Consider the following 20,743-nt stretch of genomic DNA (forward strand, 5'->3'; position numbering starts at 1 on the left):
CGGTTTCCGTTCATGTAGTGTTCCCTACACGGAGATTCAGCGCGCACTCCATGAATGCAGCCCGCCGCGGCACCAGTGCCGCGCTTCTTCACCAGCAGGAGTACCACGTGATCGATCGTCTCATCGGGATCCGCAACCCCCTCCGCCCGTCCCCTGCCCGCCTGCCGCTCGCCGCGGCCGCCGGCCTCGCGCTGCTCGCCGCCTGCGGCGGCGACGGCGACGGCAGCCCGGCACCCAGCGCCAGCTTCACCGAGGCCTGCGCGGCACTGGCCGGCACCAGCGTGGACAAGGGCAGCGTCGACACCGCGGCCTTCACCACGGCCACCGGCGGCACCCTCACTGCCACGTCGATGCCCGACCACTGCCTGGTGCGCGGCGCGATGAACCGGCGCACCGGCATCGACGGCAAGCCCTATGCGCTGCAGTTCGAGCTGCGCCTGCCGCTGGTGTGGAACTCGCGCTTCTACTACCAGGGCGGCAGCGGCGTCGACGGCACGCTTTTCACCGCCACCGGCAGCTACCCGGCCGGCGGCAACACGCGCAACGCGCTGCTCGACGGCTATGCGGTGGTCACCACCGACTCCGGCCACCTCACCGAAGCCGGTGCAGCCAACGGCATGTTCCTCTTCGGCGCCGACCCGCAGGCGCGCGACGAATACGGCGATGCGCAGCTGCCGCTCGTCACCGCGGCCGCCAAGACGCTGATCAAGCGCTTCTACGGCGACGAGCCTTCGCACAGCTACTTCGTCGGCTGCTCCAACGGCGGCCGGCAGGCGATGGTGGCCGCGCAGCGCTACCCCCAGCTCTTCGACGGCATCGTCGCCGCGGCGCCCGGCTTCCGGCTCACGCAGGCGTCCATCCAGGGCTCGGTGTACCAGGCGCAGCTCGCGGCCACGATCGCGCCCAGCGGCGCCGACGGCCGGCCTGACATCACTCAGCCGCTGACGGCCGGCGAACGCGCGGTGGTGAGCCAGCGCATCCTGGATGCCTGCGACGCGCTCGACGGCGCCGTCGACGGCATGGTCAGCAAAATGAGCGCGTGCCAGCCCGACCCGGCCACCTGGGCCTGCGGCGCGGGCGAAACCACGAACTGCCTGCCCGCCGCGAAGGCCGGCTACGTGAAGAAGCTCTTTGCCGGCGCCTACACGTCCACCGGCCAGCAGATCTACGCGCCCTGGCCGTTCGACCCGGGCATGGCGGCACAGGCCACCAACCCGTTCCACTTCATCTTCGCTGGCGAGGCCTCGCACATCTACACCACGCCGCCCACCCTCACGGCCGATCTCGTCGGCTACAGCCTGGGCGCCAACATCGACGTGGAGTTCGCCAAGCTCTCGGCGATCTCGGGCCTGTTCAAGCGCTCGGGCAACGCGTTCACCAACGCCGACTCGCCCGACATGGATGCATTCAAGGCCCGCGGCGGCAAGCTGATCATGTTCAACGGCGCGGCCGATCTGGCCTTCTCGAACCACGACCTGGTGCGCTACTACGAGCAGGTGCGCTCGCGCTACGGCGCCGACGCGGCGGCCGGCTTCGCGCGCGTGTTCCTGGTGCCCGGCATGGCGCACTGCAGCGGCGGCCCCTACGGCACCGACCAGTTCGACGCCTTCGGCGCGCTGGTGCGCTGGGTAGAGGCCGGCACCGCGCCCGACACCATGACCTCCACCGCCCGCGCCGCGGCCGGCGTGGCCTGGCCCGGCCGCACGCGCCCGCTGTGCGCGTATCCCAAGGAGGCCATCTACAAGGGCAGCGGCAGCATCGAGGACGCGGCGAACTTCGCCTGCCAGTAGAAGTAACCCCCGCCGCCGCGGGAAAAGCCCACGCTCTTAAAATGGCCGCCTCGCCGCCGGGCAACGACCCGGCGGCAGCACCGCGCAGGCCCTGATCGACACGCATCCAGGCGCCTGCGGCCGCCGGCCGGCAGCGCCCCTTCCCGAGGGCCGCGCCGGTCCTTTCCTGGGGCGCCGTGTCTGGCACCGGCGCCCCGCCAACCGGGGCCGCACGCCGGACGAACCGCGTGTCGTGCCCCCCGTGCCGACCGCTCCGCTGCGCCCTGCCGCGGAGGCCGCCGCCGTGGCGGCCCGTCGATGGTCGGCACCCCGCATGGAGGGCTCATTCCCGATGCCAACGTTCCTGTCCGCCGGCGTGATCGCGCTGGTCGTCGCCTGGGGGCTGCTGTTCCCCGCCTCGCTGGGCGCCACCTTCGACCAGGCGCTGTCCGCCATCACCCGCAACTTCGGCTGGTTCTACCTGTGGGTGGTGCTGGCGCTGGTGATTTTGTGCGCCATCCTGGCCTTCAGCCGCTACGGCACGCTCAAGCTCGGCGCCGAGGACGAGGAGCCCGAGTTCTCGCTGGGCTCCTGGTTCGCGATGCTGTTCGCCGCCGGCATGGGCATCGGCCTCGTGTTCTGGGGCGTGGCCGAGCCAATCTCGCACTACACCTCGCCGCCGCCGGGCATCACCGCCGGCACCCCCGAGGCTGCCAACGCGGCGATGCGCTACAGCTTCTTCCACTGGGGGCTGCATCCGTGGGCGGTGTACAGCGTGGTCGCGCTGGCCATCGCGTTCTTCCAGTTCCGCCGGCGCCAGCCGGCGCTCATCAGCGCGGTCACGTCGGCGCTGCCGTCGCGCACCGTGCAGCGGCTCGCGCCGCTGGTCGATACGCTGGCCGTGATCGCCACCGCCTTCGGCGTCGCGGCCTCGCTCGGCATCGGCGCGCTGCAGATCAACAGCGGCCTGGGCACGATGTTCGGCGTGCCCGTCTCCACCACGGCGCAGCTCGTCATCATCGCCGTCACCACGGCGCTGTTCATCACCTCCGCGGTGAGCGGCGTGGAGCGCGGCGTCAAGTGGCTGTCCAACGCCAACCTGATCCTCGCCGGGCTGCTGGCGCTGGCGGTCTTTCTGCTCGGCCCGACGGTGGCGATCATCGACACGATGACGAACACGCTCGGCGGCTACCTGAGCGACTTCGTCCGCATGAGCCTGCGCATGACGCCGTTCCGCGACAGCACCTGGGTCAGCGGGTGGACGATCTTCTACTGGGCCTGGTGGGTGTCCTGGTCGCCGTTTGTCGGCCTGTTCATCGCGCGCGTGTCGCGCGGCCGCACGATCCGCGAGTTCGTCATCGGCACCGTGCTCGCGCCCACCTTCGCCGCCGTGCTGTGGTTCTCCGTGTTCGGTGGCACCGCGCTGACGCTCGAGATCGCCCAGGCCGCCCCCATCGCGCAGGCCGTGAAGGCCGACGTCTCCACCGCCCTGTTCTCGATGTTCAGCGCGCTGCCGATGGGCCCGGTGATGTCGTTCATCGCGACCGTGCTGGTGATCGTGTTCTTCGTGACCTCGGGGGATTCGGCCACGCTGGTGCTGGGCATGATGAGCGCACGTGGCAACCCCAACCCGTCCGCCCGCAGCAAGATCCTGTGGGGCCTGCTGATCGCGGGCATCGCCGGCAGCCTGCTGCTGAGCGGCGGGCTGAAGGCGGTGCAGACGGCCACCATCGTCTTCGCGCTGCCCTTCACCGTCGTCATCCTGCTGATGGCGGTGGCCCTCTGGCGCGGCGTGCGCGACGACTGGCACGAGGAGGACCGGCGCGAGCGGGCGCTGAAGCGCCAACTGCGCCAGATGGCGGCCCGCTAGCAAGCCGGGGCTTGCGCGCGGGGCCGGCACGCGCGGCCCCGCCTGGTATGACAATCGGCGCGTGCGGCCGCCAGAGCCGCACGGAGACGCCGCGTGCAACCGATCATCCACAGCCTGCTCGACAACGACCTCTACAAGTTCACGATGTGGCAGGCGATGCTCCATCGCCATCCCCAGACGCAGGCGGAATACAGCTTCGTGTGCCGCCACGAGCCCGGCTATCCGCTGACCGACCTGGAGCAGGAGCTGGGCGAGCAGCTCGACCACCTGTGCACGCTGCGCTTCCGGCCCGACGAGCTGCGGTACATCGCCGGGCTGCGCTACATCAAGAGCGACTTCGTCGACTTCCTGCGGATCTTCCAGTTCCAGCGCGATTTCGTCAGCGTGCGCCACACCGGCAACACGCTGGAGGTCGTCGCCAACGGGCCGCAGGTGCACGTGATGGCCTTCGAGATCTACGTGCTGGCGATCGTCAACGAGCTGTACTTCCGGCGCTTCGAAGCCGAGACCGCGCTGGCCACCGGCCGCCGGCGCCTGCTCGACAAGCTGGAGCTGCTCAACCGCTTCGACCACGAGCCCGCGCGCACGCACCCCTTCGAGTTCTTCGACTTCGGCGTGCGCCGCCGCTACAGCGGCGCCTGGCAGCGCGAGGTGGTGACCACGCTCAAGCGCGAGGCGTCCCGCTACTTCAAGGGCACCTCCAACGTGCTGCTGGCGCGCGACCTCGACCTCGTGCCCATCGGCACGATGGCGCACGAGTACCTGCAGACCTACCAGGCGCTGGGCGTGCGGCTGCGCGACTTCCAGAAGGCCGCGCTCGAATCCTGGGTGCAGGAGTACCGCGGCGACCTCGGCACGGCGCTGACCGACGTGGTGGGCATGGACGCCTTCCTCGCCGACTTCGACCTGTACTTCGCCAAGCTGTTCGACGGCCTGCGCCACGATTCCGGCGACCCCTACGTCTGGGGCGAGAAGGCCATCGCCCACTACGAGAAGCTGCGCATCAACCCGCACACCAAGCGGCTGACCTTCTCCGACAGCCTCGACCTGCCGCGGGCGCTGGCGCTGTACCGGCACTTCGCCGACCGCACGCAGACCGGCTTCGGCATCGGCACCAACCTGACCAACGACATGGGGCACAAGACGCTGCACATCGTCATGAAGCTCACGCACTGCAACGGCCAGCCGGTGGCCAAGCTGTCGGACAGCCCCGGCAAGACGATCTGCGACGACCAGACCTTCCTGGCCTACCTGCGCCAGGTGTTCAACGTGCCGCCGGCGGCCGGCTGACGGCCTACCATCGCAGCCCCTGGCCACGACCGGAGAATCCACCCCATGTCCGACGAACTGCGCGCCCGCTTCGAACAAGCGGTGGCCGAGAGCACGCAGCTCCCCGAGAAGCCCGGCAACCTGACGCTGCTGAGGATCTACGCGCTGTACAAGCAGGCAGGCGGCGACGCGGCGGGCGAGCGGCCGGGCGCCACCGACTTCGTCGGCCGCGCCAAATGGGACGCCTGGCGTGCCCTGCAGGGCACGCCGCCCGCCCAGGCGATGCAGGACTACATCGACCTGATCGAGTCGCTGAAGTAGCGCCGCCTACGTCGGCTGGGCCAGCAGCGCATCGAGCTTGCGCGCGATCTCGGCCTCGATCGTCGCGCCCATCGGCTTGAACAGGAAGCCCAGGTCGGCCTGCAGGTCGAAACCATCGGGCGTGACGCACAAGGTGCCCTTCACGCCGGTGCGCTCGAAGCGCACCGTGTCGCCGTCCTCGCCCTCGACCAGGCTGCAGCGCAGGCCGAACTTCTCTTCCACCTGCGCCATCCATCGGCGGGCCAGCGTGCGCGCCTGCGGCAGGCCCAGCGCATGGGTACGCTGGATGTGGATGTCGGGGTTGCGGGCCATGTCGTCGTCTCCTGCGGTTCAGGGCGCGGCGGCCAGGGCGGCGCGGCGCTCGGTCTTGGGCATGGCGGCCAGGCGGCGCACCTCGGCATAGAAGCGGGCAAAGTCGCGGCCCTCGCGCTCGAACAGGCGCTCGAACTGCGGCACCAGGTCGTTGTAGGCCCCCTGCACCGCGAGCGCCGGATTGTTGGCCCGCTCGAACCAGCCGTCGTAGCCGGCGAAGCCGCCCCAGCGTTCGCGCTTCATCGCCTCGTAGTCGGCCCGCAGCCGCGCCATGCGCTCGGCCTTGCGCCGGCGCTTCTCGGCCTCGGGCGCGTCGCTGCGGAACAGGGTGTCGAGGTCGGTGCGGGCCGCGAAGGTCAGCGCGCGGAACTCCCGCCGCCGCGCATCGAGCGCGGCGTAGGCCTCGCGCGCCGCGGCGCTCGCGTGCTGCGCCAGCCACCGCTGCCCGCCGATGCGCTCCACCGCGGTGGCGAAGGACTCGTTGAATGCGGTGTCGTCATCGGCATAGGCCACCTGGTGCGCCAGCTCGTGGAACACCATGCGCGCCAGCTCGCCCTCCGGGTAGTGGATGAAGGTGTTGAGCAGCGGATCGCCGCCCAGCCATTCGCTCCAGCCCAGCGTCGAATACGCGGGCACGCCGTAGACCCCGGCCTCCCAGCCCTGCGCGCGCAGCTCGGCCGCCAGCGCATCGGCGGCCGACCGGTCGTAGTAGCCGCGATAGCCGACGCAGCCCACCACCGGGAAGCACCAGGTCTTCAGCTGCAGCGACAGCTCGGGCGTGGCCACGACGTTCCACACCGCCGCGCCGCGGCCCAGGTCGACGTAGCTGCGGTAGCTGCGGTTGTCGGGCAGCTGCAGCTCGCTGACGGCAAAGTCGCGGATGCGCTGCGACAGCGCCAGCCGATCACGCAAGGCCGCGGGCGTGTGGCCGTCAGCGAGCCACTCGGGCACCGGCTTCGCACGGGCCAGCATGTCGAGGTGGCCCCGCGCCGCCTGCGCGTAGTAGCCGGCGGTGCCGCAGCCGCCCAGGCCGGCGGCCAGCAGCAGCGCAGCGCCCGTACCGCCCAGGCCCCAGGCCAAGATGCGCCGGCCCCGCGTCACGCCGCCACGGCGGCAGCGGCCGCTGCCGGCTCCCCCGGGCCGGATGCATCGGCCACCACCTCGACCAGGCAGTCGTAGAACGACGGCGCGCGGCCCAGGTCGGTGAGCTGCTGGTGCGTGAGTTCGTTGACGTTGGTGCCGTCCACACCCAGCTTGCGCCACCAGATGCCCAGGCCGTTGACCACGCCGGGCCGCGCCCGGGTGCTCACCTCGGCCTTGCAGCGGTAGCTGCCGCGGCCGTTGAACACGCGCACCAGCGTGCCGCTCTCGATGCCACGCGGCGCGGCGTCGTCGGGATGGATCTCCACCAGCGGCTCCCCCTCGATGCCGCGCAGGCTCTTGACGTTGACGAAGGTGGAATTGAGGAAATGCCGCGCCGGCGGCGAGATCATCGCCAGCGGGTAGCGCTCGGCCAGCGCGGGGCTCGATTCGGCGCTCTCGTAGTTGGGCACGTAGTCGGCGCCGCGCGCATCGGCCTTGCCGCTGGCGGTGAAGAAGCCGCCGTCGGCGAACGGCGCCTCGGGCAGCGGCAGCTTCGCCCAGCCGCTGGCCTGCAGCCCTTCGAACGTGATGCCGGTCTCGGGCCGCAGCGCCTGGCGCGCCATGGCCTCGTCGGTGTCGGCGAAGCAGGCGTCGTCGAACCCCAGGCGCACCGCCAGTTCGCGGAACACCTGGGTGTTCGGGCGCGCCTCGCCGCGCGGGGTGATCGCCGGCTGGTTGAGCTGCAGGTAGGTGTGGCCGTAGCTGGTGTGCAGGTCGAGGTGCTCGAGCTGGGTGGTGGCGGGCAGCACGTAGTCGGCGTGGTCGGCCGTGTCGGTCAGGAAGTGCTCCAGCACCACGGTGAAGAGGTCCTCCCGGGCGAAGCCGCGCGCCACCTTGGGCGATTCGGGTGCCACCGCCACCGGGTTGCTGTTGTAGACGACCACCGCCTCGATCCTCGGGCCGAATGCCGCGCTGCCATCGCGCAGCAGGTCGTCGCCGATCGTGCTCATGTTGACGGTGCGCGGGCGGCGGCCGGCCAGCAGGTCGGGGCGCTGCAGCGCGGCATGGTCCACCGCGCGCAGGAACCAGCTCGACGCGCTGAGCAGCAGGCCGCCGGCCGGGTGGCGCCAGGCACCGGTGAGGCACGGCAGCAGCGCCACGAGCCGCACCGCGTTGCCCCCGCCGCGCACGCGCTGCATCCCGTAGTTGAGGCGGATGGCGGCCGGCTGCGTGCTGCCGTAGTCGCGCGCCAGCTCGCGGATGTCTTCCGCCGCCACGCCGCACACGGGCGCGGCGCGCTCGGGCGGCCACTGCAGCGCGCGTTCGCGCAGCTCATCCCAGCCGTCGACGTGGCGGGCGATGTAGTCGGGGTCCAGCCAGTCGTGCGCGATCAGCTCGTGCATCAGCGCCAGCGCCAGCGCGCCGTCGGTGCCGGGCCGCAGCGCCAGGTGGCGGTGGCACTTGTCGGCCGTCTCGGTGCGGCGGGGGTCGATGCACCAGAGCTTCGCGCCGCCGCGCTTGGCCTGCTGGGCGAAGGTCCAGAAATGCAGGTTCGAGGCGATCGAATTGCTGCCCCAGATGACGATCAGCCGGCTGTCGGCAAAGTGCTCCAAGTGCATGCCGAGCTTGCCGCCGTAGGTGGCCTGCAGCCCGGCACCGCCCGCGCTGGCGCAGATGGTGCGGTCGAGCAGCGAGGCGCCGAGTCGGTGGAAGAACCGCGCGGCCATCGATTCGCCCTGGATCAGCCCCATCGTCCCCGCGTAGCTGTAGGGCAGGATGGCCTGCGGATCGCGCGCGGCGATGGCGCCCAGGCGCTGCGCGATGTCGGCCAGCGCCTCGTCCCAGCCCACGCGCACGAACTCGCCCCTGCCCTTGGGGCCGACGCGCTTGAGCGGATGCAGCACGCGCTCGGGGTGCTCCACCCGCTCCGCGTAGCGCGACACCTTGGTGCAGAGCGCGCCGTGCGTGGGCGGGTGTTCCGGGTCACCCTGGATGCGGATCACGCGGTCGTCGGCGACGGTCACGCGCATCGCGCAGGTGTCGGGGCAGTCGTGCGGGCAGGCGGCGCGCACGACCCGTTCGGCGGTGGCATCGGGGCTCATCGGAACACTATGGCACAGCCGCAGAACGGGTGAAGGCCCAGGCGTAAACTGGCCCGCTCCCTGCTTGGAGCTTGTTCCATCATGCGATTGATCGAATCGATCCTGGCAGACGCTGCCAGCATTGCCACCCTGCGGCGGGACATCCATGCGCACCCCGAGCTCTGCTTCGAGGAGGTGCGCACCGCCGACCTGATCGCCAACGCGCTCAACGACTGGGGCATTCCCGTGCACCGCGGCATGGGCACCACCGGCGTGGTCGGCATCGTGAAGAACGGCAGTTCCCACCGGGCGATCGGCATCCGGGCCGACATCGACGCGCTGCCGATGACCGAGCACAACCAGTTCGCCCATGCCAGCAGGCACCCCGGCAAGATGCACGCGTGCGGCCACGACGGTCACACCGCGATGCTGCTGGCGGCGGCCAAGCATTTCAGCCGGCACCGCAACTTCGACGGCACGGTTTACCTGGTCTTCCAGCCGGCGGAAGAAGGCGGCGGCGGTGCTCGCGAGATGATCAAGGACGGGCTGTTCGAGCAGTTCCCGATGGAAGCCATCTTCGGCGCCCACAACTGGCCGGGCCTGCAGGTGGGGCAGTTCGCGCTGAGCCCGGGGCCGATCTACGCGTCGAGCAACGAATTCAAGATCACCGTGCGCGGCAAGGGCGCCCACGGCGCCATGCCGCACCTGGGCACCGACCCGGTGCCGGCCGCGTGCCAGATGGTGCAGGCCTTCCAGACCATCATCAGCCGCAACAAGCGGCCGATCGACACCGGCGTGATCTCGGTGACGATGATCCACACCGGCGAGGCGACGAACGTCATCCCGGAAAGCTGCGTGATGGAGGGCACCGTGCGCACCTTCACCACCGACGTGCTCGACATGATCGAGCGCCGCATGCAGGAGGTGGCCGAGCACACCGCGATGGCGTTCGGCTGCACGGCCGACTTCGAGTTCTCGCGCAACTACCCGCCCACCATCAACCACGAGGCCGAGACCGACTTCGCACGCCAGGTGCTGGCCGGGGTGGTGGGCGCCGACAACGTGGTGCCGTTCGAGCCGACCATGGGCGCCGAGGACTTCAGCTTCTTCCTGCAGAACGTGCCCGGCTGTTACCTGATGATCGGCAACGGCGAAGGCGCGCACCGCGACGGCGGCCACGGCCTGGGGCCCTGCATGCTGCACAACCCCAGCTACGACTTCAACGACGACCTGATCCCGCTCGGCGCGACCGCCTGGGTGCGGATCGCCGAGGCCTGGTTGAGATGAAGCCCCCAAGCTCGCATTCGCTCGCTACCCCCAGGGACCGGAACGGGCCCCCGCGTGGCCCTTGGGGCCGCCCCGCGGGCGGACCGGCGGAGCCGGATCCGTCGCGGGTGGCTTGGTCGATGCCCTGAGCAACATGCAGCGCAGTGGGTGACATGACGATGGATGCCGACACCGTGAACGCCTGCTTCGCGGCCAGCTACGCCGAGGCGCGCGGCAAGTTCCTGGCAGCGGCGGACGCGGCCGGGCTGGACGTGCAGAGCCATCCGCACCCGCTCGTCGGTCGCGACGGCGAGGCACTGGCGATGGACGTGGCGCGCAGCGGGCCGGCCGATGCGAAAGCGCTGCTCATCGTCAGCAGCGCCTGCCACGGCATCGAGGGCTACTGCGGCTCGGCGGTGCAGAACGCCCTGCTGGCCGATGCCGGCTTCCAGCGCCGCGCCCGCGATGCCGGCGTGGCCGTGCTGTACATCCATGCGCTGAACCCCTGGGGCTTCTCATGGGGCCGCCGCACCACGCACGAGAACGTCGACCTCAACCGCAACTTCCACGACTTCAGCCGCCCGCTGCCCGAGAACCCGCACTACGCCGAGCTGGCGCACTGGCTGGTGCCCGAGACCTGGCCGCCGCCGCCGCAGGCGCAGGCCGCGCTGCTCGCCTTCGCGGCCCAGCAGGGCGAGCGGGCGCTGCAGACGGCGATTTCGAGCGGGCAGTACACCCACCCGGAAGGCCTCTTCTACGGCGGGCAGAACCCCACCTGGAGCCAGCAGACGCTGCGCCACGTGCTGCAGGACCACGCGCAGCGCTGCGAGCGGCTGGGCTGGATCGACCTGCACACCGGCCTCGGCCCCACCGGCCACGGCGAGCGCATCTTCGCCTGCCGCGACGATGCGGCCGCGCTGGCGCGCGCCCGTGCGTGGTGGGGCGACGGCGTCACGTCGATCTACGACGGCAGCTCCAGTTCCGCGCTGCTGGTCGGTTTGATGTGGACCGTGGTCGACCAGGAATGCGCGCAGGCCGAGTACACCGGCATCGCGCTCGAGTACGGCACGGTGCCGCTGACCGAGATGATCGAATCGCTGCGCGCCGCGCAGTGGCTGGAAAACCACCCCGAGGTCGGCGACACACCGCAGCGCCGCGAGATCGAGCAGCGCATGCGCGCCGCGTTCTACATCGAGACCGACGACTGGCGCGAGCGTGTCGTCGTCCAGGGCCGGGAGGCCGCCGACCAGGCCGTGGCCGGCCTCGGGGGCGCTCGGCCGGCCCCGCCCCGGCGCTGAGGTCGCCGACGCCCGGAAGGAGCGCCCGATGTCCGCCATCATCCCCTGCCTGCGCTACCGCGACGCCGCCGCCGCGATCGACTGGCTGTGCGAGGTGTTCGGCTTCGAGCGGCAGGCCGTCCACCCGAACGCCGACGGCACGATCGCCCATGCCCAGCTGGTCCACGGCAAGGGCATGGTGATGCTGGGCTCGGTGGCGGGCGACACGGCCTGGGGACGGTTGATCCGCCAGCCGGACGAGGTCGGCGGCGCCGAGACGCAGAGCGCGTACGTGGCGGTGGCCGATGCGGACGCGGTCTACGCCCGCGCCAAGGCAGCCGGGGCCGAGATCGTCATCGACATCCGGGACGAGGACTACGGTGGCCGCGGCTTCAGCTGCCGCGACCTCGAAGGACACCTCTGGAGCGTGGGCAGCTACGACCCGTGGTGACGGGCGGCGCGCACGCAGGCCCGCCCCGGTTCAGCCGCCCTCCTCCTCCGCGACGAGCTGCAGGCTGACCGCCGCAGCGCGGTGCAGTTCGCCGAGGGCGGACAGCCGCAGCGGCCGGCCGGCCGGCACGGTCTTGCGGAAGCGGACATCGAGCGAGTCGCGGCCGTCGGCATGGGTGGGCACGCGGCGCGCCCACTCCTGGGCGCCGTCGACCAGCACCTTCAGCGCGTGCCAGGCGCCCTCCGCACCCTTGGCGGCCACCTGCAAGCTGCAGGAGATCTCGAAGGTGCGGTCGCGCAGCGCATCGGGCGGGATGTCGAGCCGCAGCGTCTCGCGGCCCCTGGTTTCCGCCACCCAGCGCTCGGGCGGACGTCGGCTCGGAACAGGCAGCATCGTCGGGAAGGAGGATCAGTGGGGCTTGCGCCGGTCGCGGCCCTGCCCGTCCTTGGGCGGGCGGAAGGCGTCAGGTTTGTAGACGTTGCCGTCCCAGCGGCCACGGCGGGCGGCGCGGCGGATGGCCTCCTCGGCCATGCGCGCGGCGTCCTGCGGGTGCAGCGGCTTGGCGGCCGGGCGCGCCAGGGAGCGGCGGCGCAAGGCAGCCCAACCGCGCCGCAAGGCGGCGTCCAAACGCGCACGCCGGCGCTCGCCGATCAGCATGCGCAGCAGCAGGGCGATGCAGGCGGCCAGCACCACGCCGGCCAGGGCTTGGGATATCAAGTTCATGGCATGCCTCCGCCCACGGGCTGCGAGGAGCCGGCATGGTAATGCCCGGCCACCAGCATCCCGGCGGCGAGGTCTTCGAGCGCGGTACCGACCGACTTGAACACCGTGCGCTGCGCCGGGCCGGCCCGGCCGGGCCGCTCCCCACGGCACAGCTGGGCGAGCGTGCCGCACACGTCGCCGGGGCCGAAGACGCCGCGCGACATCGGGCCGAGCAGCTCGCCGCTCTTCTGCAGCGCCTCCGCCGTGTCGATCCACAGGCCGGCGCCGGCAAAGCAGGCGTCGTCGGCCTCCCGCATCCGCGGCGTGAAGCTGCCGATGAGATCGAGGTGGCTGCCCGGCCGCAGCCAGGTGCCGTGGATGACCGGCTCGGCCGCCAGCGTGGCGCAGCTCACGATGTCGGCCCAGTGCGCGGCCGCGGAGAGGTCGGCCGCGGGCTCGGCCGGCATGCCCTGCGCGGCCAGCGCCGCGGCGAGCCCTGCTGCGGCCTGGGGGCGCCGGGCCCACACGCGGACCTCGGCGATCGGCCGCACCGCGCGGTGCGCCTCGGCCAGCAATGCCGCGACGCGGCCCGCCCCCACCACCAGCAACCGCCGCGCATCCAGCCGCGCAAGGTGGCTGGCGGCCAATGCCGAGGCCGCCGCGGTGCGCCGCGCGGTCAGCTCGTCGCCGTCGATCAGCGCCAGCGGCACGCCGGTCGCCGCATCGTTCAGCAGGTAGGTCGCGTGCAGGCCGGGCAGCCCGCGGCGGCGGTTGCCGGGTGCGATGGTGATGGTCTTCAACCCGAAGCAGCGCCCGGGCACCCAGGCCGGCATGACCAGCACCGTCGCCGGCTCCGCGCCCTGCGGATCGGGCACCTCCAGCACCTGCCGCGGCGGCACCTCGCAGCCCTCGGCGAACAGGCGCGCGAGCGCGGGGATCAGGCGGTCGAACGGCAGGGCCTCGCGGGTGGCGTCGGCATCAAAGGTGCGCATGCCGCCGATGATGCGCGATGCGCGATCAGCCGCGGGTGGGCGCCAGCCAGCGCTCCAGGGTGCTGCCCAGCAGCTGGGCGTTCACCGGCTTGGCGAGGTAGTCGTTCATGCCGGCCTGCAGGCAGCGCTCGCGGTCGGCCGGCGTGGCGTGCGCAGTGAGCGCGATGATCGGCGTGCGCTGCGCGCGCAAGCCGGCCTCGCCGGCCCGGATGCGCTGGGTGAGCTCGTAGCCGTCCATGCCCGGCATCTGGCAGTCCATGACCAGCGCGGCGTAGTCGCGTGCGTCGAGCGCCCCGAGCGCGCCGGGGGCGTCGGCCGCGACATCCACCTCGAAGCCCAGGTGCTCCAGGAAGGAGCGGGCGACGACCTGGTTGATCTCGTGGTCCTCCACCAGCAGCACGCGGCCGCGCAGCGGGGCCGCCACGGGCTCCTCGGCCGCCGCCGCGGGCGGCACCGGTGCGCCATGGCTGGCCGCATCGAGCGCGCGGGCGAGCGCCGCGTCGTCCACGGGACGCTGCAGCCGCGTCACGGCGCCGCCGGGCAGCGCCCCGCCGGCCTCGCCGCGCTGCACCAGCAGCCGCACCCAGCGCGGGGCCTCGTCGTCGAGGCCGTGGGGCGGCCAGCCGCCCGAGGGCTCGTCGTACAGCACCACGTGGGGCGCTTCGGTCGCGAGCCGCTCGGGCTCGAAGGCCAGCTCGCGCCAGGTCATGGAGGCCACCACCTCGTGGCCGAAGTGCCGCAGGCGGCCCTGCCACGCCTGCTGGCTCGCCGGCGCGTCGCTGATCACGCCGACGCGCAGCGGCTGGCCGGTCTCGCGCGCCGCCGCGAGCACCGGCGGGGCCTCGATGGCAACCAGCGGCAGATGGATGCGGAAGACGGCGCCGTGGCCTTCCTCGCTGTCGAGCACGACGGTGCCACCCATCGCATGCACCAGCAGGCTGACCACCGCCAGGCCCAGGCCGATGCCGCCCTGCCGCCGGGCGAGGCTGGCGTCCGCCTGCACGAAGGGGGTGAACACGCTGGCCTGCAGCGCAGGCGGGATGCCGATGCCGGTATCGCTCACCTCGATGAGCAGCCCCCCCTGCGGCGCCGGCCGTGCGGCGAGCAGCACCTGCCCGACGGCCGTGAACTCCAGGGCGTTGTCCAGCAGGTGGCCGACCACCTGCCTCAGGCGCGAGGCGTCGCCGCGCACCCAGGCAGGCAGGTCGGGGGCGAGCAGGCACTCGAGCAGCAGCCGCTTGCCTTGCGCCCTCGGCCACACCTCGGCCACGGCGGCGTCGAGCAACCCGCGCAACGCGACCGGATCGGTCCGCAGTTCGGGCGGCTCGGCCTCGAGGCGGGTGAAGTCCAGCAACCGGTCGACCAGCGCGAGCAGGCTGCCGGCCGAGCGCTGCATCATTTCGACGTAGCCGCGCTGCGTCGCGTCGAGCTGCGTCGCGGCCAGCAGGTCGGCCATGCCGGTGATGCCGCTCATCGGCGTGCGGATCTCGTGGCCGAGCTGGGCGAGGAACTCCGACTTGGACCGGCCGGCCGCCTCGCTGAGCGCGAGGGCGCTGCGCAGCGCGGCCGCATCGGCGGCGGCATCGGGTGCGCGGAGCGTGCCGGCCTCCGCCTGGGCCTCGGGCGCCGGGGCAGCGGACGGCTCGAGGCCGGGGCGGCCCCGGAACTGCCGCCACCAACGACGCCACTGCGGACGATCGGGAGGCTGGGTGGACGGCGGCTTCATGGCTGACTGCGTGTGACGGGCGAGCATAGCGCCCGCCACTGCAATCCACGCCGCTCAAACAGCCCCTCGGCTCAGGTGACCCGCGGCTTGACCCAGACCCAGGCGAGCACGCCGATCAGCATCATCGCCGCCGAGGTGCAGGCCAGCGCGATCGCCGAGTGCATCACCAGCGGCACCACGGCGCCCGCCACCAGCCCGTTGGCGAGGCTGCCGACGCAGGCCTGCAGCGACGACGCCATGCCGCGCCGATCGGGCGCCTGGTCGAGCACCAGCAGCGTCACCACCGGCATCATCAGCGCCCAGCCGAAGGCGAAGACGCCGATCGGCAGCAACGCCCACGCCGGGTGCGGCTCGAACAGCAGGTTGAGCACCACGTTGACGGCCGAGATCACCAGCATGATCAGGAAGCCGTGGCGGATCTGGTGCTGGGGCTTGATGCGCCCCGCGAGCCGGCCCGAGGTCCAGGCGCCGGCCATGATGCCGCCGATGCTGATGCAGAAGAACCAGAAGAACTGCGTGGGTGCCAGGTGGAGGATGTCGCCCAGGAACACCGGCGTCGACAGCACGTACAGGAACATGCCGTTGAAGGGGATGCCGCTGGCCAGCGCCAGCGCCATGAAGCGCGGGCTCGCGCCCAGCTGCCAATAGCCCGCCAACAGGTGGCGCGGGTGGAACGACTGGCGTTGCGCCGGATCGAGCGTCTCGGGCAGCAGCCGCCAGGCGATCGCCCACAGCGCCGTGCCGACCAGCACGAGGAACCAGAAGATGGCGTGCCAGCCCAGGTGGACGAAGAGCAGGCCGCCGACCATGGGCGCCACGGCGGGCGCGACGCCGAAGTAGATCGTCACCTGCGACATGACCCGTTGCGCCTCGTGCGGCGGGAACATGTCGCGGATGATGGCGCGCGACACCACCACGCCGGCGCCGCACGAAATGCCCTGCAGCGCCCGGAAGAACACCAGCGTGCCCACGTTCTGCGAAAGCGCACAGCCCAGCGACGCGAGCGTGAAGAGCCCCATGCCCCACAGCACCACCGGCCGGCGGCCGAAGCTGTCGGCCAGGGCCCCGTGGAAGAGGTTCATCAGCGCGAAGCCGAACAGGAAGGCCGACAGCGTCTGCTGCATCGCGGCCGGCGACGCGCCCAGCGACCGGGCGATGCCCGAGAAGGCCGGGAGGTAGGTGTCGATCGAGAACGGGCCGACGGTGCTCAGGCAGGCCAGCAGCACCGCCAGCGTCCAGCGCGGGCCGCGCCACAAGGTGGATGCTCGGGGATTCAAGGCGTCTCGATTCTGTTTTTCTTCCCGCCGCGCCCGAAGGCAAAAGTGTGAAGCAAGCCGATAGGCCGGATTCTGTGCACGCCGTCCTTCTTGCGAAGGCCGGCGCGTGACCGCCATTCCTCTGGGCCGTGGGTCGCCCACACGGCTCGGTGCCACCTACCCGCACACTCCTCGGGCCGAATCAACGTGTGCCTATTTGGTGTTGCTGCGCGCAGAGATTGCCCGTTTCACCCGAACTGAATCGGCTCGTCTCTGTTGCTCTGATCCTCACCTCGCGGTGGAGAGCCGTTAGCTCCTGCGCTGCCCTGTGCAGTCCGGACCTTCCTCCAGTGCCGTGTTTCCACGATCGCACCAGCGGCGGTCTGGCTTGCTTCACCGTGCGATTATCGCGGTCTATCGCGATTTCCGTTTCAGCAGGAGACCCCATGCGCGCCGACAACGTCCTTGCCACCATCGGCAACACACCGCATATCCGCATCAGCCGCATCTTCGGCCCGTCGGCCAACGTCTGGATCAAGTCGGAACGTGCCAACCCCGGCGGCTCGATCAAGGACCGCATCGCGCTGTCCATGGTCGAGGACGCCGAGGCCCGCGGCCTGCTGAAGGCGGGCGGCACCATCGTCGAGCCCACCTCCGGCAACACCGGCGTCGGGCTGGCGATGGTGGCGGCCGTCAAGGGCTACACGCTGGTGCTGGTGATGCCCGACAGCATGAGCATCGAGCGCCGCCGGCTCATGCTGGCCTACGGCGCCAGGTTCGTGCTCACGCCGCGCGCCGACGGCATGAAGGGCGCCATCGCCAAGGCCCAGGCCATCGTGGCGGAGACGCCCGGCGCCTGGATGCCGCAGCAGTTCGAGAACCCCGCCAACATCGACGTGCACGTGCGCACCACCGCCAAGGAGATCGCGGCCGACTTCCCCGAGGGCCTGGATGCGCTGATCACCGGCGTGGGCACCGGCGGCCACATCACCGGCTGCGCACAGGTGCTGAAGGCGCAGTGGCCGCAGCTCAAGGTCTTCGCCGTCGAGCCGGCCGCATCGCCGGTGATCAGCGGCGGCGCCCCGGCGCCCCATCCGATCCAGGGCATCGGCGCCGGCTTCATCCCGAAGAACCTGCACACCGCGCTGCTCGACGGCGTGATCCAGGTCGATGCCGAGGCCGCGCGCGAGATGGCGCGCCGCAGCGCCCGCGAAGAAGGCCTCCTCGTGGGCGTCTCCAGCGGCGCGACGCTGCAGGCCATCGCGCAGAAACTGCCCGAACTGCCGGCCGGCGCCCGGGTGCTCGGCTTCAACTACGACACCGGCGAGCGGTACCTGTCGGTGGAAGGCTTCCTGCCCGCCGAGTGAAGCGCACCGTGGCGACCTCTTCCAAGCCCCCCGGCACCGCCCAGGCCCCCGTGCACGAGCATGCGCTGCCACTGGGCACGCGTGTTGGCGGCCATGTGGTGGATTCGGTGCTCGCCGTCGGCGAGTTCGCGATCGTCTACCACGCCGTCGACCCGATGCTGCGGCGCGCCGTCGCGCTGAAGGAGTACTTCGCGCCTGCCTTCTGCACGCGCGGCGAGGATGGCGCGGTAGCCCCCCGCACGCCGGCCGACGCGGCGTTGTTCGCCACCGGCCGCCAGGCCTTCGTGGAGGAAGCCCGGCTGCTGGCGCACCTGGAGATCCCCGGCCTGGTGCCGGTGACGGGCCTGTTCGAGGAGCGCGGCACGGTCGTGCGGGTGATGCCGTTCGCGCCCGGCCGCACGCTCGCCTCCTGGCGCGCGCTCTACACCGACTCGATGGACGAGGGGGCCCTGCGGCGCCTGCTGACGGACCTGCTCGTGCCGCTGGAAGGGCTGCACGCCGCCAACCTCGTGCATGGCTACCTGCAGCCCGAACAGGTGCTGCTGGCGGAGGGGCGGCGTGCGCTGCTGCTGGGCTTCGGCACCGTGAGGCGTTCATTGCAGGGCGCGCTCGATCCCGCCTACACGCCGGTGGAACAGCTGCCCAGCGGCGGGCACCTGCCGCGCGGCGCCTGGAGCGACCTCTATGCGCTCGCGGCGCTGGCTCGGTTTGCGATGGCTGCGCCACCGCCCGGCGGCCGGGGCGAGCAACCCACCGCCCATGCGCTGCGCGCCCGCGCGCCCATCGGCCACGCACTCGCCCACGTGCTGGAGCGTGCGCTCTCCCCGCAGCCGGGCGATCGGCCGCAATCCGTCTCGGCCTTCCGGCAGGCCATGGGGCTGCGGCCGAGCGGCGCCCCGGCCGGGGACGTGGACTTCACGCTGCCCAGCGAACCGATCGACATGACGGCCACGCGGCCCTGGCCCGGTCCGGCGTCGGCCGGCACCGCGACCTCGCGATGGTCGGCTGCCCCGGCGGTGGCGCCCGCACCGCCGCCGGCCGCGGCGCCCGAAACGACCGAGCCGCCCGGCATGCCGGTGCCGCTGCAGCCTTCGCGAGAAGGGGGCGACACGCCGGCGTCCGCCGCCCCAGCGGCGCTGCAGCCTGCTGCCGGCGACGAGGAGCCGCTGCCCCGGTTCCTCGATCCCCGGGGTGGCTGGCACCGGCCCGTGGACACCTGGCAGCCGCCGGAGGCGCCGGAGCACGATCCGATCCCGCAGTTGATGGCAAGCTCGGTGAGCTACGAGTTCCGTGGCAGCGTGGCCAGCGAAGCCGCGCCTGCCGCGTGGACACGCCATGGCAACGGAGCCGCGGAGGCCTCCGGCGCGCCGGAGGCGGACCCCGTCGACGCGCACGCCGCCGGCGAGCCGGCGTTCGGCGAAGCGCCAGCGGCGCCCACGGCGCTGTCCGCGCACGAAGGCCAGGCGGACGGCTTCGAGCTGCCGCCGACCGAATCCTTCGCCCCCGCTGGGAAGCCTGGCCCCGCGGAACCCACCCTCACGGACCCGGATCGCGAGCCGGACGAGGACGCCGTGCGCGCGGCCATCGCCGCGGCCATCGGCTCGCTGCCGCCGGCGCCGCCGCGCCGGGGCGCCGGGGCGTCGGAGGAAGCGCCGCCGCCCGCGCGCACCGAGTTCCCTCGGGACAGCGAGCCCGTGCCGCCTGCCGAGCCTGCCGTCACCGACGAAGACCGCGCGCATCGCCCGTCACCTTTGCAGCCGGCCTCGCCGGCCCGCCGGCTGTGGCTCGCCGTGGCCGGGGCGGTGGTGCTCCTGGTGCTGATGGCCGTGGTGGCCTGGTCGGCCTGGAAGGACGCCACGGCGGCCGGCCCCATCGGTTCGGCACCCTCCGCGGCGGGGTGGCGTGCCGCTGAGCTCAGCTTTCCGGGACGGCCCGCCAGCGCAGCGTCTCGCCGCCCCGCAGCGGCTTGAGCTGCGCGTCGCCGAACGGCACGGCCTCGGGCACCGTCCACTCCTCGCGCCGGAGGGTGATGCGGCCCTCGTTGCGCGGCAGCCCGTAGAAATCGGCGCCGTGGAAGCTGGCAAAGCCTTCGAGCTTGTCGATGGCGCCCACGGCATCGAAGGCCTCGGCGTACAGCTCCAAGGCCGTCAGCGCGGTGTAGCAACCGGCATGGCCGCCCGCATGCTCCTTGAGGTGGGCGGCATGCGGTGCGCTGTCGGTGCCGAGGAAGAACTTGTCGCTGCCCGACGTGGCGGCGGCCACCAGCGCCTGGCGATGCTCCTCGCTCTTGAGCACAGGCAGGCAGTAGTAGTGCGGGCGCAGGCCGCCGAGGAAGATGGCGTTGCGGTTGAACAGCAGGTGCTGCGGCGTGAGGGTGGCGGCGGTGAAGCGGTCGCTGCCGGCCACGTACTGCGCGCCCTCGCGTGTCGTCAGGTGCTCGAACACGACCTTCAGCTCCGGCATGTCGCGGCGCAGCGGGCGCATGACACGGTCGATGAACACGGCCTCGCGATCGAAGAGGTCGATGTCGGGGTCGGTCACTTCGCCGTGGATCAGCAAGGGCAGGCCTTCGCGCTGCATCGCTTCCAGGGTCGCGTAGGTCTTGCGCAGGTCGGTGACGCCGGCGTCGCTGTTGGTGGTCGCCCCCGCTGGGTAGAGCTTGACCGCGACCACGCCGGCCTCCTTCGCGCGCCGGATCTCGTCGGGCGGCAGCAGGTCGGTCAGGTACAGCGTCATCAGCGGCTCGAAGCGCGCGCCGGCCGGCAGGGCCGCCAGGATGCGCTCGCGGTAGGCCTGGGCCTGCGCCGCCGTGGTGACGGGCGGGCGCAGGTTGGGCATCACGACCGCCCGCGCGAACTGCCGCGCGCTGTGCGGAAGCACCGCGGCGAGCGCGGCGCCGTCGCGCAGGTGGAGGTGGAAATCGTCCGGACGGGCCAGCGTGATGCTGCCGCCGGGTGCAACGGGAGGGGCGGGAAGGCTCATGCGCCGATTCTGCCCGCCC

18 protein-coding genes and 1 other RNA gene are annotated in these 20,743 nt (G+C 72.1%); 9 read left to right on the forward strand and 10 right to left on the reverse strand.

Features of this window, described 5'->3' with window-relative positions; genetic code table 11:
- Positions 1 to 50 precede the first annotated feature (50 nt).
- From V4F39_RS13765 to V4F39_RS13780, 4 genes are all read left to right on the forward strand, one after another.
- Positions 51 to 1,790, forward strand: a complete 1,740-nt coding sequence (locus V4F39_RS13765) for a tannase/feruloyl esterase family alpha/beta hydrolase (protein ID WP_332290082.1) — start codon at positions 51 to 53, stop codon at positions 1,788 to 1,790.
- A 331-nt stretch (positions 1,791 to 2,121) separates the two neighbouring features.
- Positions 2,122 to 3,639, forward strand: a complete 1,518-nt coding sequence (locus V4F39_RS13770) for a BCCT family transporter (protein ID WP_332290083.1) — start codon at positions 2,122 to 2,124, stop codon at positions 3,637 to 3,639.
- Positions 3,640 to 3,732: 93 nt separating this feature from the next.
- Entirely contained in the window at positions 3,733 to 4,929 is a 1,197-nt protein-coding gene (gene pncB, locus V4F39_RS13775) for a nicotinate phosphoribosyltransferase (protein ID WP_332290084.1), read from the forward strand.
- 45 nt (positions 4,930 to 4,974) lie between these two features.
- Positions 4,975 to 5,229, forward strand: coding sequence for an acyl-CoA-binding protein (locus V4F39_RS13780; RefSeq protein ID WP_332290085.1), 255 nt, complete (start codon positions 4,975 to 4,977; stop codon positions 5,227 to 5,229).
- A gap of 6 nt (positions 5,230 to 5,235) precedes the next feature.
- On the opposite strand, the gene V4F39_RS13785 is transcribed toward V4F39_RS13780, so the two are convergent.
- From V4F39_RS13785 to V4F39_RS13795, 3 genes are read right to left on the reverse strand one after another with little or no spacing between them, the layout of a single operon-like run.
- A complete protein-coding gene (locus V4F39_RS13785; RefSeq protein WP_332290086.1) occupies positions 5,236 to 5,541 on the reverse strand; it encodes a polyhydroxyalkanoic acid system family protein in 306 nt (101 codons plus the stop codon).
- A gap of 18 nt (positions 5,542 to 5,559) precedes the next feature.
- Entirely contained in the window at positions 5,560 to 6,642 is a 1,083-nt protein-coding gene (locus V4F39_RS13790) for an aminopeptidase (RefSeq protein WP_332290087.1), read from the reverse strand.
- Positions 6,639 to 8,726, reverse strand: a complete 2,088-nt coding sequence (locus V4F39_RS13795; RefSeq protein WP_332290088.1) for a molybdopterin-containing oxidoreductase family protein — start codon at positions 8,724 to 8,726, stop codon at positions 6,639 to 6,641. Before V4F39_RS13795 ends, V4F39_RS13790 begins: the two co-directional genes overlap by 4 nt.
- Before the next feature lie 81 nt (positions 8,727 to 8,807).
- Here V4F39_RS13795 and V4F39_RS13800 point away from each other — a divergent pair, with 81 nt between their 5' ends.
- From V4F39_RS13800 to V4F39_RS13810, 3 genes are all read left to right on the forward strand, one after another.
- Positions 8,808 to 9,992 (forward strand): M20 aminoacylase family protein, encoded by a 1,185-nt coding sequence (locus V4F39_RS13800; protein ID WP_332290089.1) that lies wholly within the window; start codon positions 8,808 to 8,810, stop codon positions 9,990 to 9,992.
- 158 nt (positions 9,993 to 10,150) lie between these two features.
- Positions 10,151 to 11,269: a M14 family metallopeptidase gene (locus V4F39_RS13805; RefSeq protein ID WP_332290090.1), complete on the forward strand. Its 1,119-nt coding sequence runs from the start codon at positions 10,151 to 10,153 to the stop codon at positions 11,267 to 11,269.
- A gap of 28 nt (positions 11,270 to 11,297) precedes the next feature.
- A complete protein-coding gene (locus V4F39_RS13810) occupies positions 11,298 to 11,699 on the forward strand; it encodes a VOC family protein (RefSeq protein WP_332290091.1) in 402 nt (133 codons plus the stop codon).
- A 30-nt stretch (positions 11,700 to 11,729) separates the two neighbouring features.
- On the opposite strand, the gene V4F39_RS13815 is transcribed toward V4F39_RS13810, so the two are convergent.
- The 6 genes from V4F39_RS13815 to rnpB all read right to left on the reverse strand — a co-directional run bounded on the left by V4F39_RS13815 (position 11,730) and on the right by rnpB (position 16,770).
- Positions 11,730 to 12,092 carry a hypothetical protein gene (locus V4F39_RS13815; protein ID WP_332290092.1) on the reverse strand — a complete coding sequence of 121 codons (363 nt, stop codon included), beginning with the start codon at positions 12,090 to 12,092 and terminating at the stop codon, positions 11,730 to 11,732.
- 15 nt (positions 12,093 to 12,107) lie between these two features.
- Positions 12,108 to 12,422: a hypothetical protein gene (locus V4F39_RS13820; protein WP_332290093.1), complete on the reverse strand. Its 315-nt coding sequence runs from the start codon at positions 12,420 to 12,422 to the stop codon at positions 12,108 to 12,110.
- Positions 12,419 to 13,393, reverse strand: coding sequence for a bifunctional Delta(1)-pyrroline-2-carboxylate/Delta(1)-piperideine-2-carboxylate reductase (gene lhpI / locus V4F39_RS13825; RefSeq protein WP_332290094.1), 975 nt, complete (start codon positions 13,391 to 13,393; stop codon positions 12,419 to 12,421). The genes V4F39_RS13820 and lhpI overlap by 4 nt, the downstream gene beginning before the upstream one ends.
- A 25-nt stretch (positions 13,394 to 13,418) precedes the next feature.
- Positions 13,419 to 15,119, reverse strand: a complete 1,701-nt coding sequence (locus V4F39_RS13830) for a response regulator (protein ID WP_332290096.1) — start codon at positions 15,117 to 15,119, stop codon at positions 13,419 to 13,421.
- A 71-nt stretch (positions 15,120 to 15,190) separates the two neighbouring features.
- A complete protein-coding gene (locus V4F39_RS13835) occupies positions 15,191 to 16,396 on the reverse strand; it encodes a multidrug effflux MFS transporter (RefSeq protein ID WP_332290098.1) in 1,206 nt (401 codons plus the stop codon).
- Positions 16,397 to 16,441: 45 nt separating this feature from the next.
- An RNA gene (rnpB, locus tag V4F39_RS13840) (RNase P RNA component class A) lies at positions 16,442 to 16,770 on the reverse strand.
- A gap of 51 nt (positions 16,771 to 16,821) precedes the next feature.
- On the opposite strand from rnpB, the gene cysK reads away from it, so the two are divergent.
- Together cysK and V4F39_RS13850 are read left to right on the forward strand one after the other, a co-directional pair.
- Positions 16,822 to 17,742 carry a cysteine synthase A gene (gene cysK, locus V4F39_RS13845; protein WP_332290099.1) on the forward strand — a complete coding sequence of 307 codons (921 nt, stop codon included), beginning with the start codon at positions 16,822 to 16,824 and terminating at the stop codon, positions 17,740 to 17,742.
- A gap of 8 nt (positions 17,743 to 17,750) precedes the next feature.
- A complete protein-coding gene (locus tag V4F39_RS13850) occupies positions 17,751 to 19,712 on the forward strand; it encodes a serine/threonine protein kinase (protein ID WP_332290100.1) in 1,962 nt (653 codons plus the stop codon).
- On the opposite strand, the gene pyrC is transcribed toward V4F39_RS13850, so the two are convergent.
- Positions 19,657 to 20,724, reverse strand: a complete 1,068-nt coding sequence (gene pyrC / locus V4F39_RS13855) for a dihydroorotase (RefSeq protein ID WP_332290101.1) — start codon at positions 20,722 to 20,724, stop codon at positions 19,657 to 19,659. The two genes, V4F39_RS13850 and pyrC, sit on opposite strands and share 56 nt — an antisense overlap.
- Positions 20,725 to 20,743 lie beyond the last annotated feature (19 nt).

The organism is Aquincola agrisoli (assembly GCF_036621135.1).
Classification (GTDB): Bacteria; Pseudomonadota; Gammaproteobacteria; order Burkholderiales; family Burkholderiaceae_C; genus Aquincola; species Aquincola agrisoli.

Excerpts from the sequence above, each read along its gene's own strand:
- V4F39_RS13765 (WP_332290082.1), top strand. The coding sequence starts at position 51 with ATGAATGCAGCCCGCCGCGGCACCAGTGCCGCGCTTCTTCACCAGCAG.
- V4F39_RS13770 (WP_332290083.1), top strand. The coding sequence starts at position 2,122 with ATGCCAACGTTCCTGTCCGCCGGCGTGATCGCGCTGGTCGTCGCCTGG.
- V4F39_RS13780 (WP_332290085.1), top strand. The coding sequence starts at position 4,975 with ATGTCCGACGAACTGCGCGCCCGCTTCGAACAAGCGGTGGCCGAGAGC.
- V4F39_RS13785 (WP_332290086.1), bottom strand. The coding sequence starts at position 5,541 with ATGGCCCGCAACCCCGACATCCACATCCAGCGTACCCATGCGCTGGGC.
- V4F39_RS13795 (WP_332290088.1), bottom strand. The coding sequence starts at position 8,726 with ATGAGCCCCGATGCCACCGCCGAACGGGTCGTGCGCGCCGCCTGCCCG.
- V4F39_RS13800 (WP_332290089.1), top strand. The coding sequence starts at position 8,808 with ATGCGATTGATCGAATCGATCCTGGCAGACGCTGCCAGCATTGCCACC.
- V4F39_RS13805 (WP_332290090.1), top strand. The coding sequence starts at position 10,151 with ATGGATGCCGACACCGTGAACGCCTGCTTCGCGGCCAGCTACGCCGAG.
- V4F39_RS13810 (WP_332290091.1), top strand. The coding sequence starts at position 11,298 with ATGTCCGCCATCATCCCCTGCCTGCGCTACCGCGACGCCGCCGCCGCG.
- V4F39_RS13815 (WP_332290092.1), bottom strand. The coding sequence starts at position 12,092 with ATGCTGCCTGTTCCGAGCCGACGTCCGCCCGAGCGCTGGGTGGCGGAA.
- V4F39_RS13820 (WP_332290093.1), bottom strand. The coding sequence starts at position 12,422 with ATGAACTTGATATCCCAAGCCCTGGCCGGCGTGGTGCTGGCCGCCTGC.
- lhpI (WP_332290094.1), bottom strand. The coding sequence starts at position 13,393 with ATGCGCACCTTTGATGCCGACGCCACCCGCGAGGCCCTGCCGTTCGAC.
- V4F39_RS13830 (WP_332290096.1), bottom strand. The coding sequence starts at position 15,119 with ATGAAGCCGCCGTCCACCCAGCCTCCCGATCGTCCGCAGTGGCGTCGT.
- cysK (WP_332290099.1), top strand. The coding sequence starts at position 16,822 with ATGCGCGCCGACAACGTCCTTGCCACCATCGGCAACACACCGCATATC.
- pyrC (WP_332290101.1), bottom strand. The coding sequence starts at position 20,724 with ATGAGCCTTCCCGCCCCTCCCGTTGCACCCGGCGGCAGCATCACGCTG.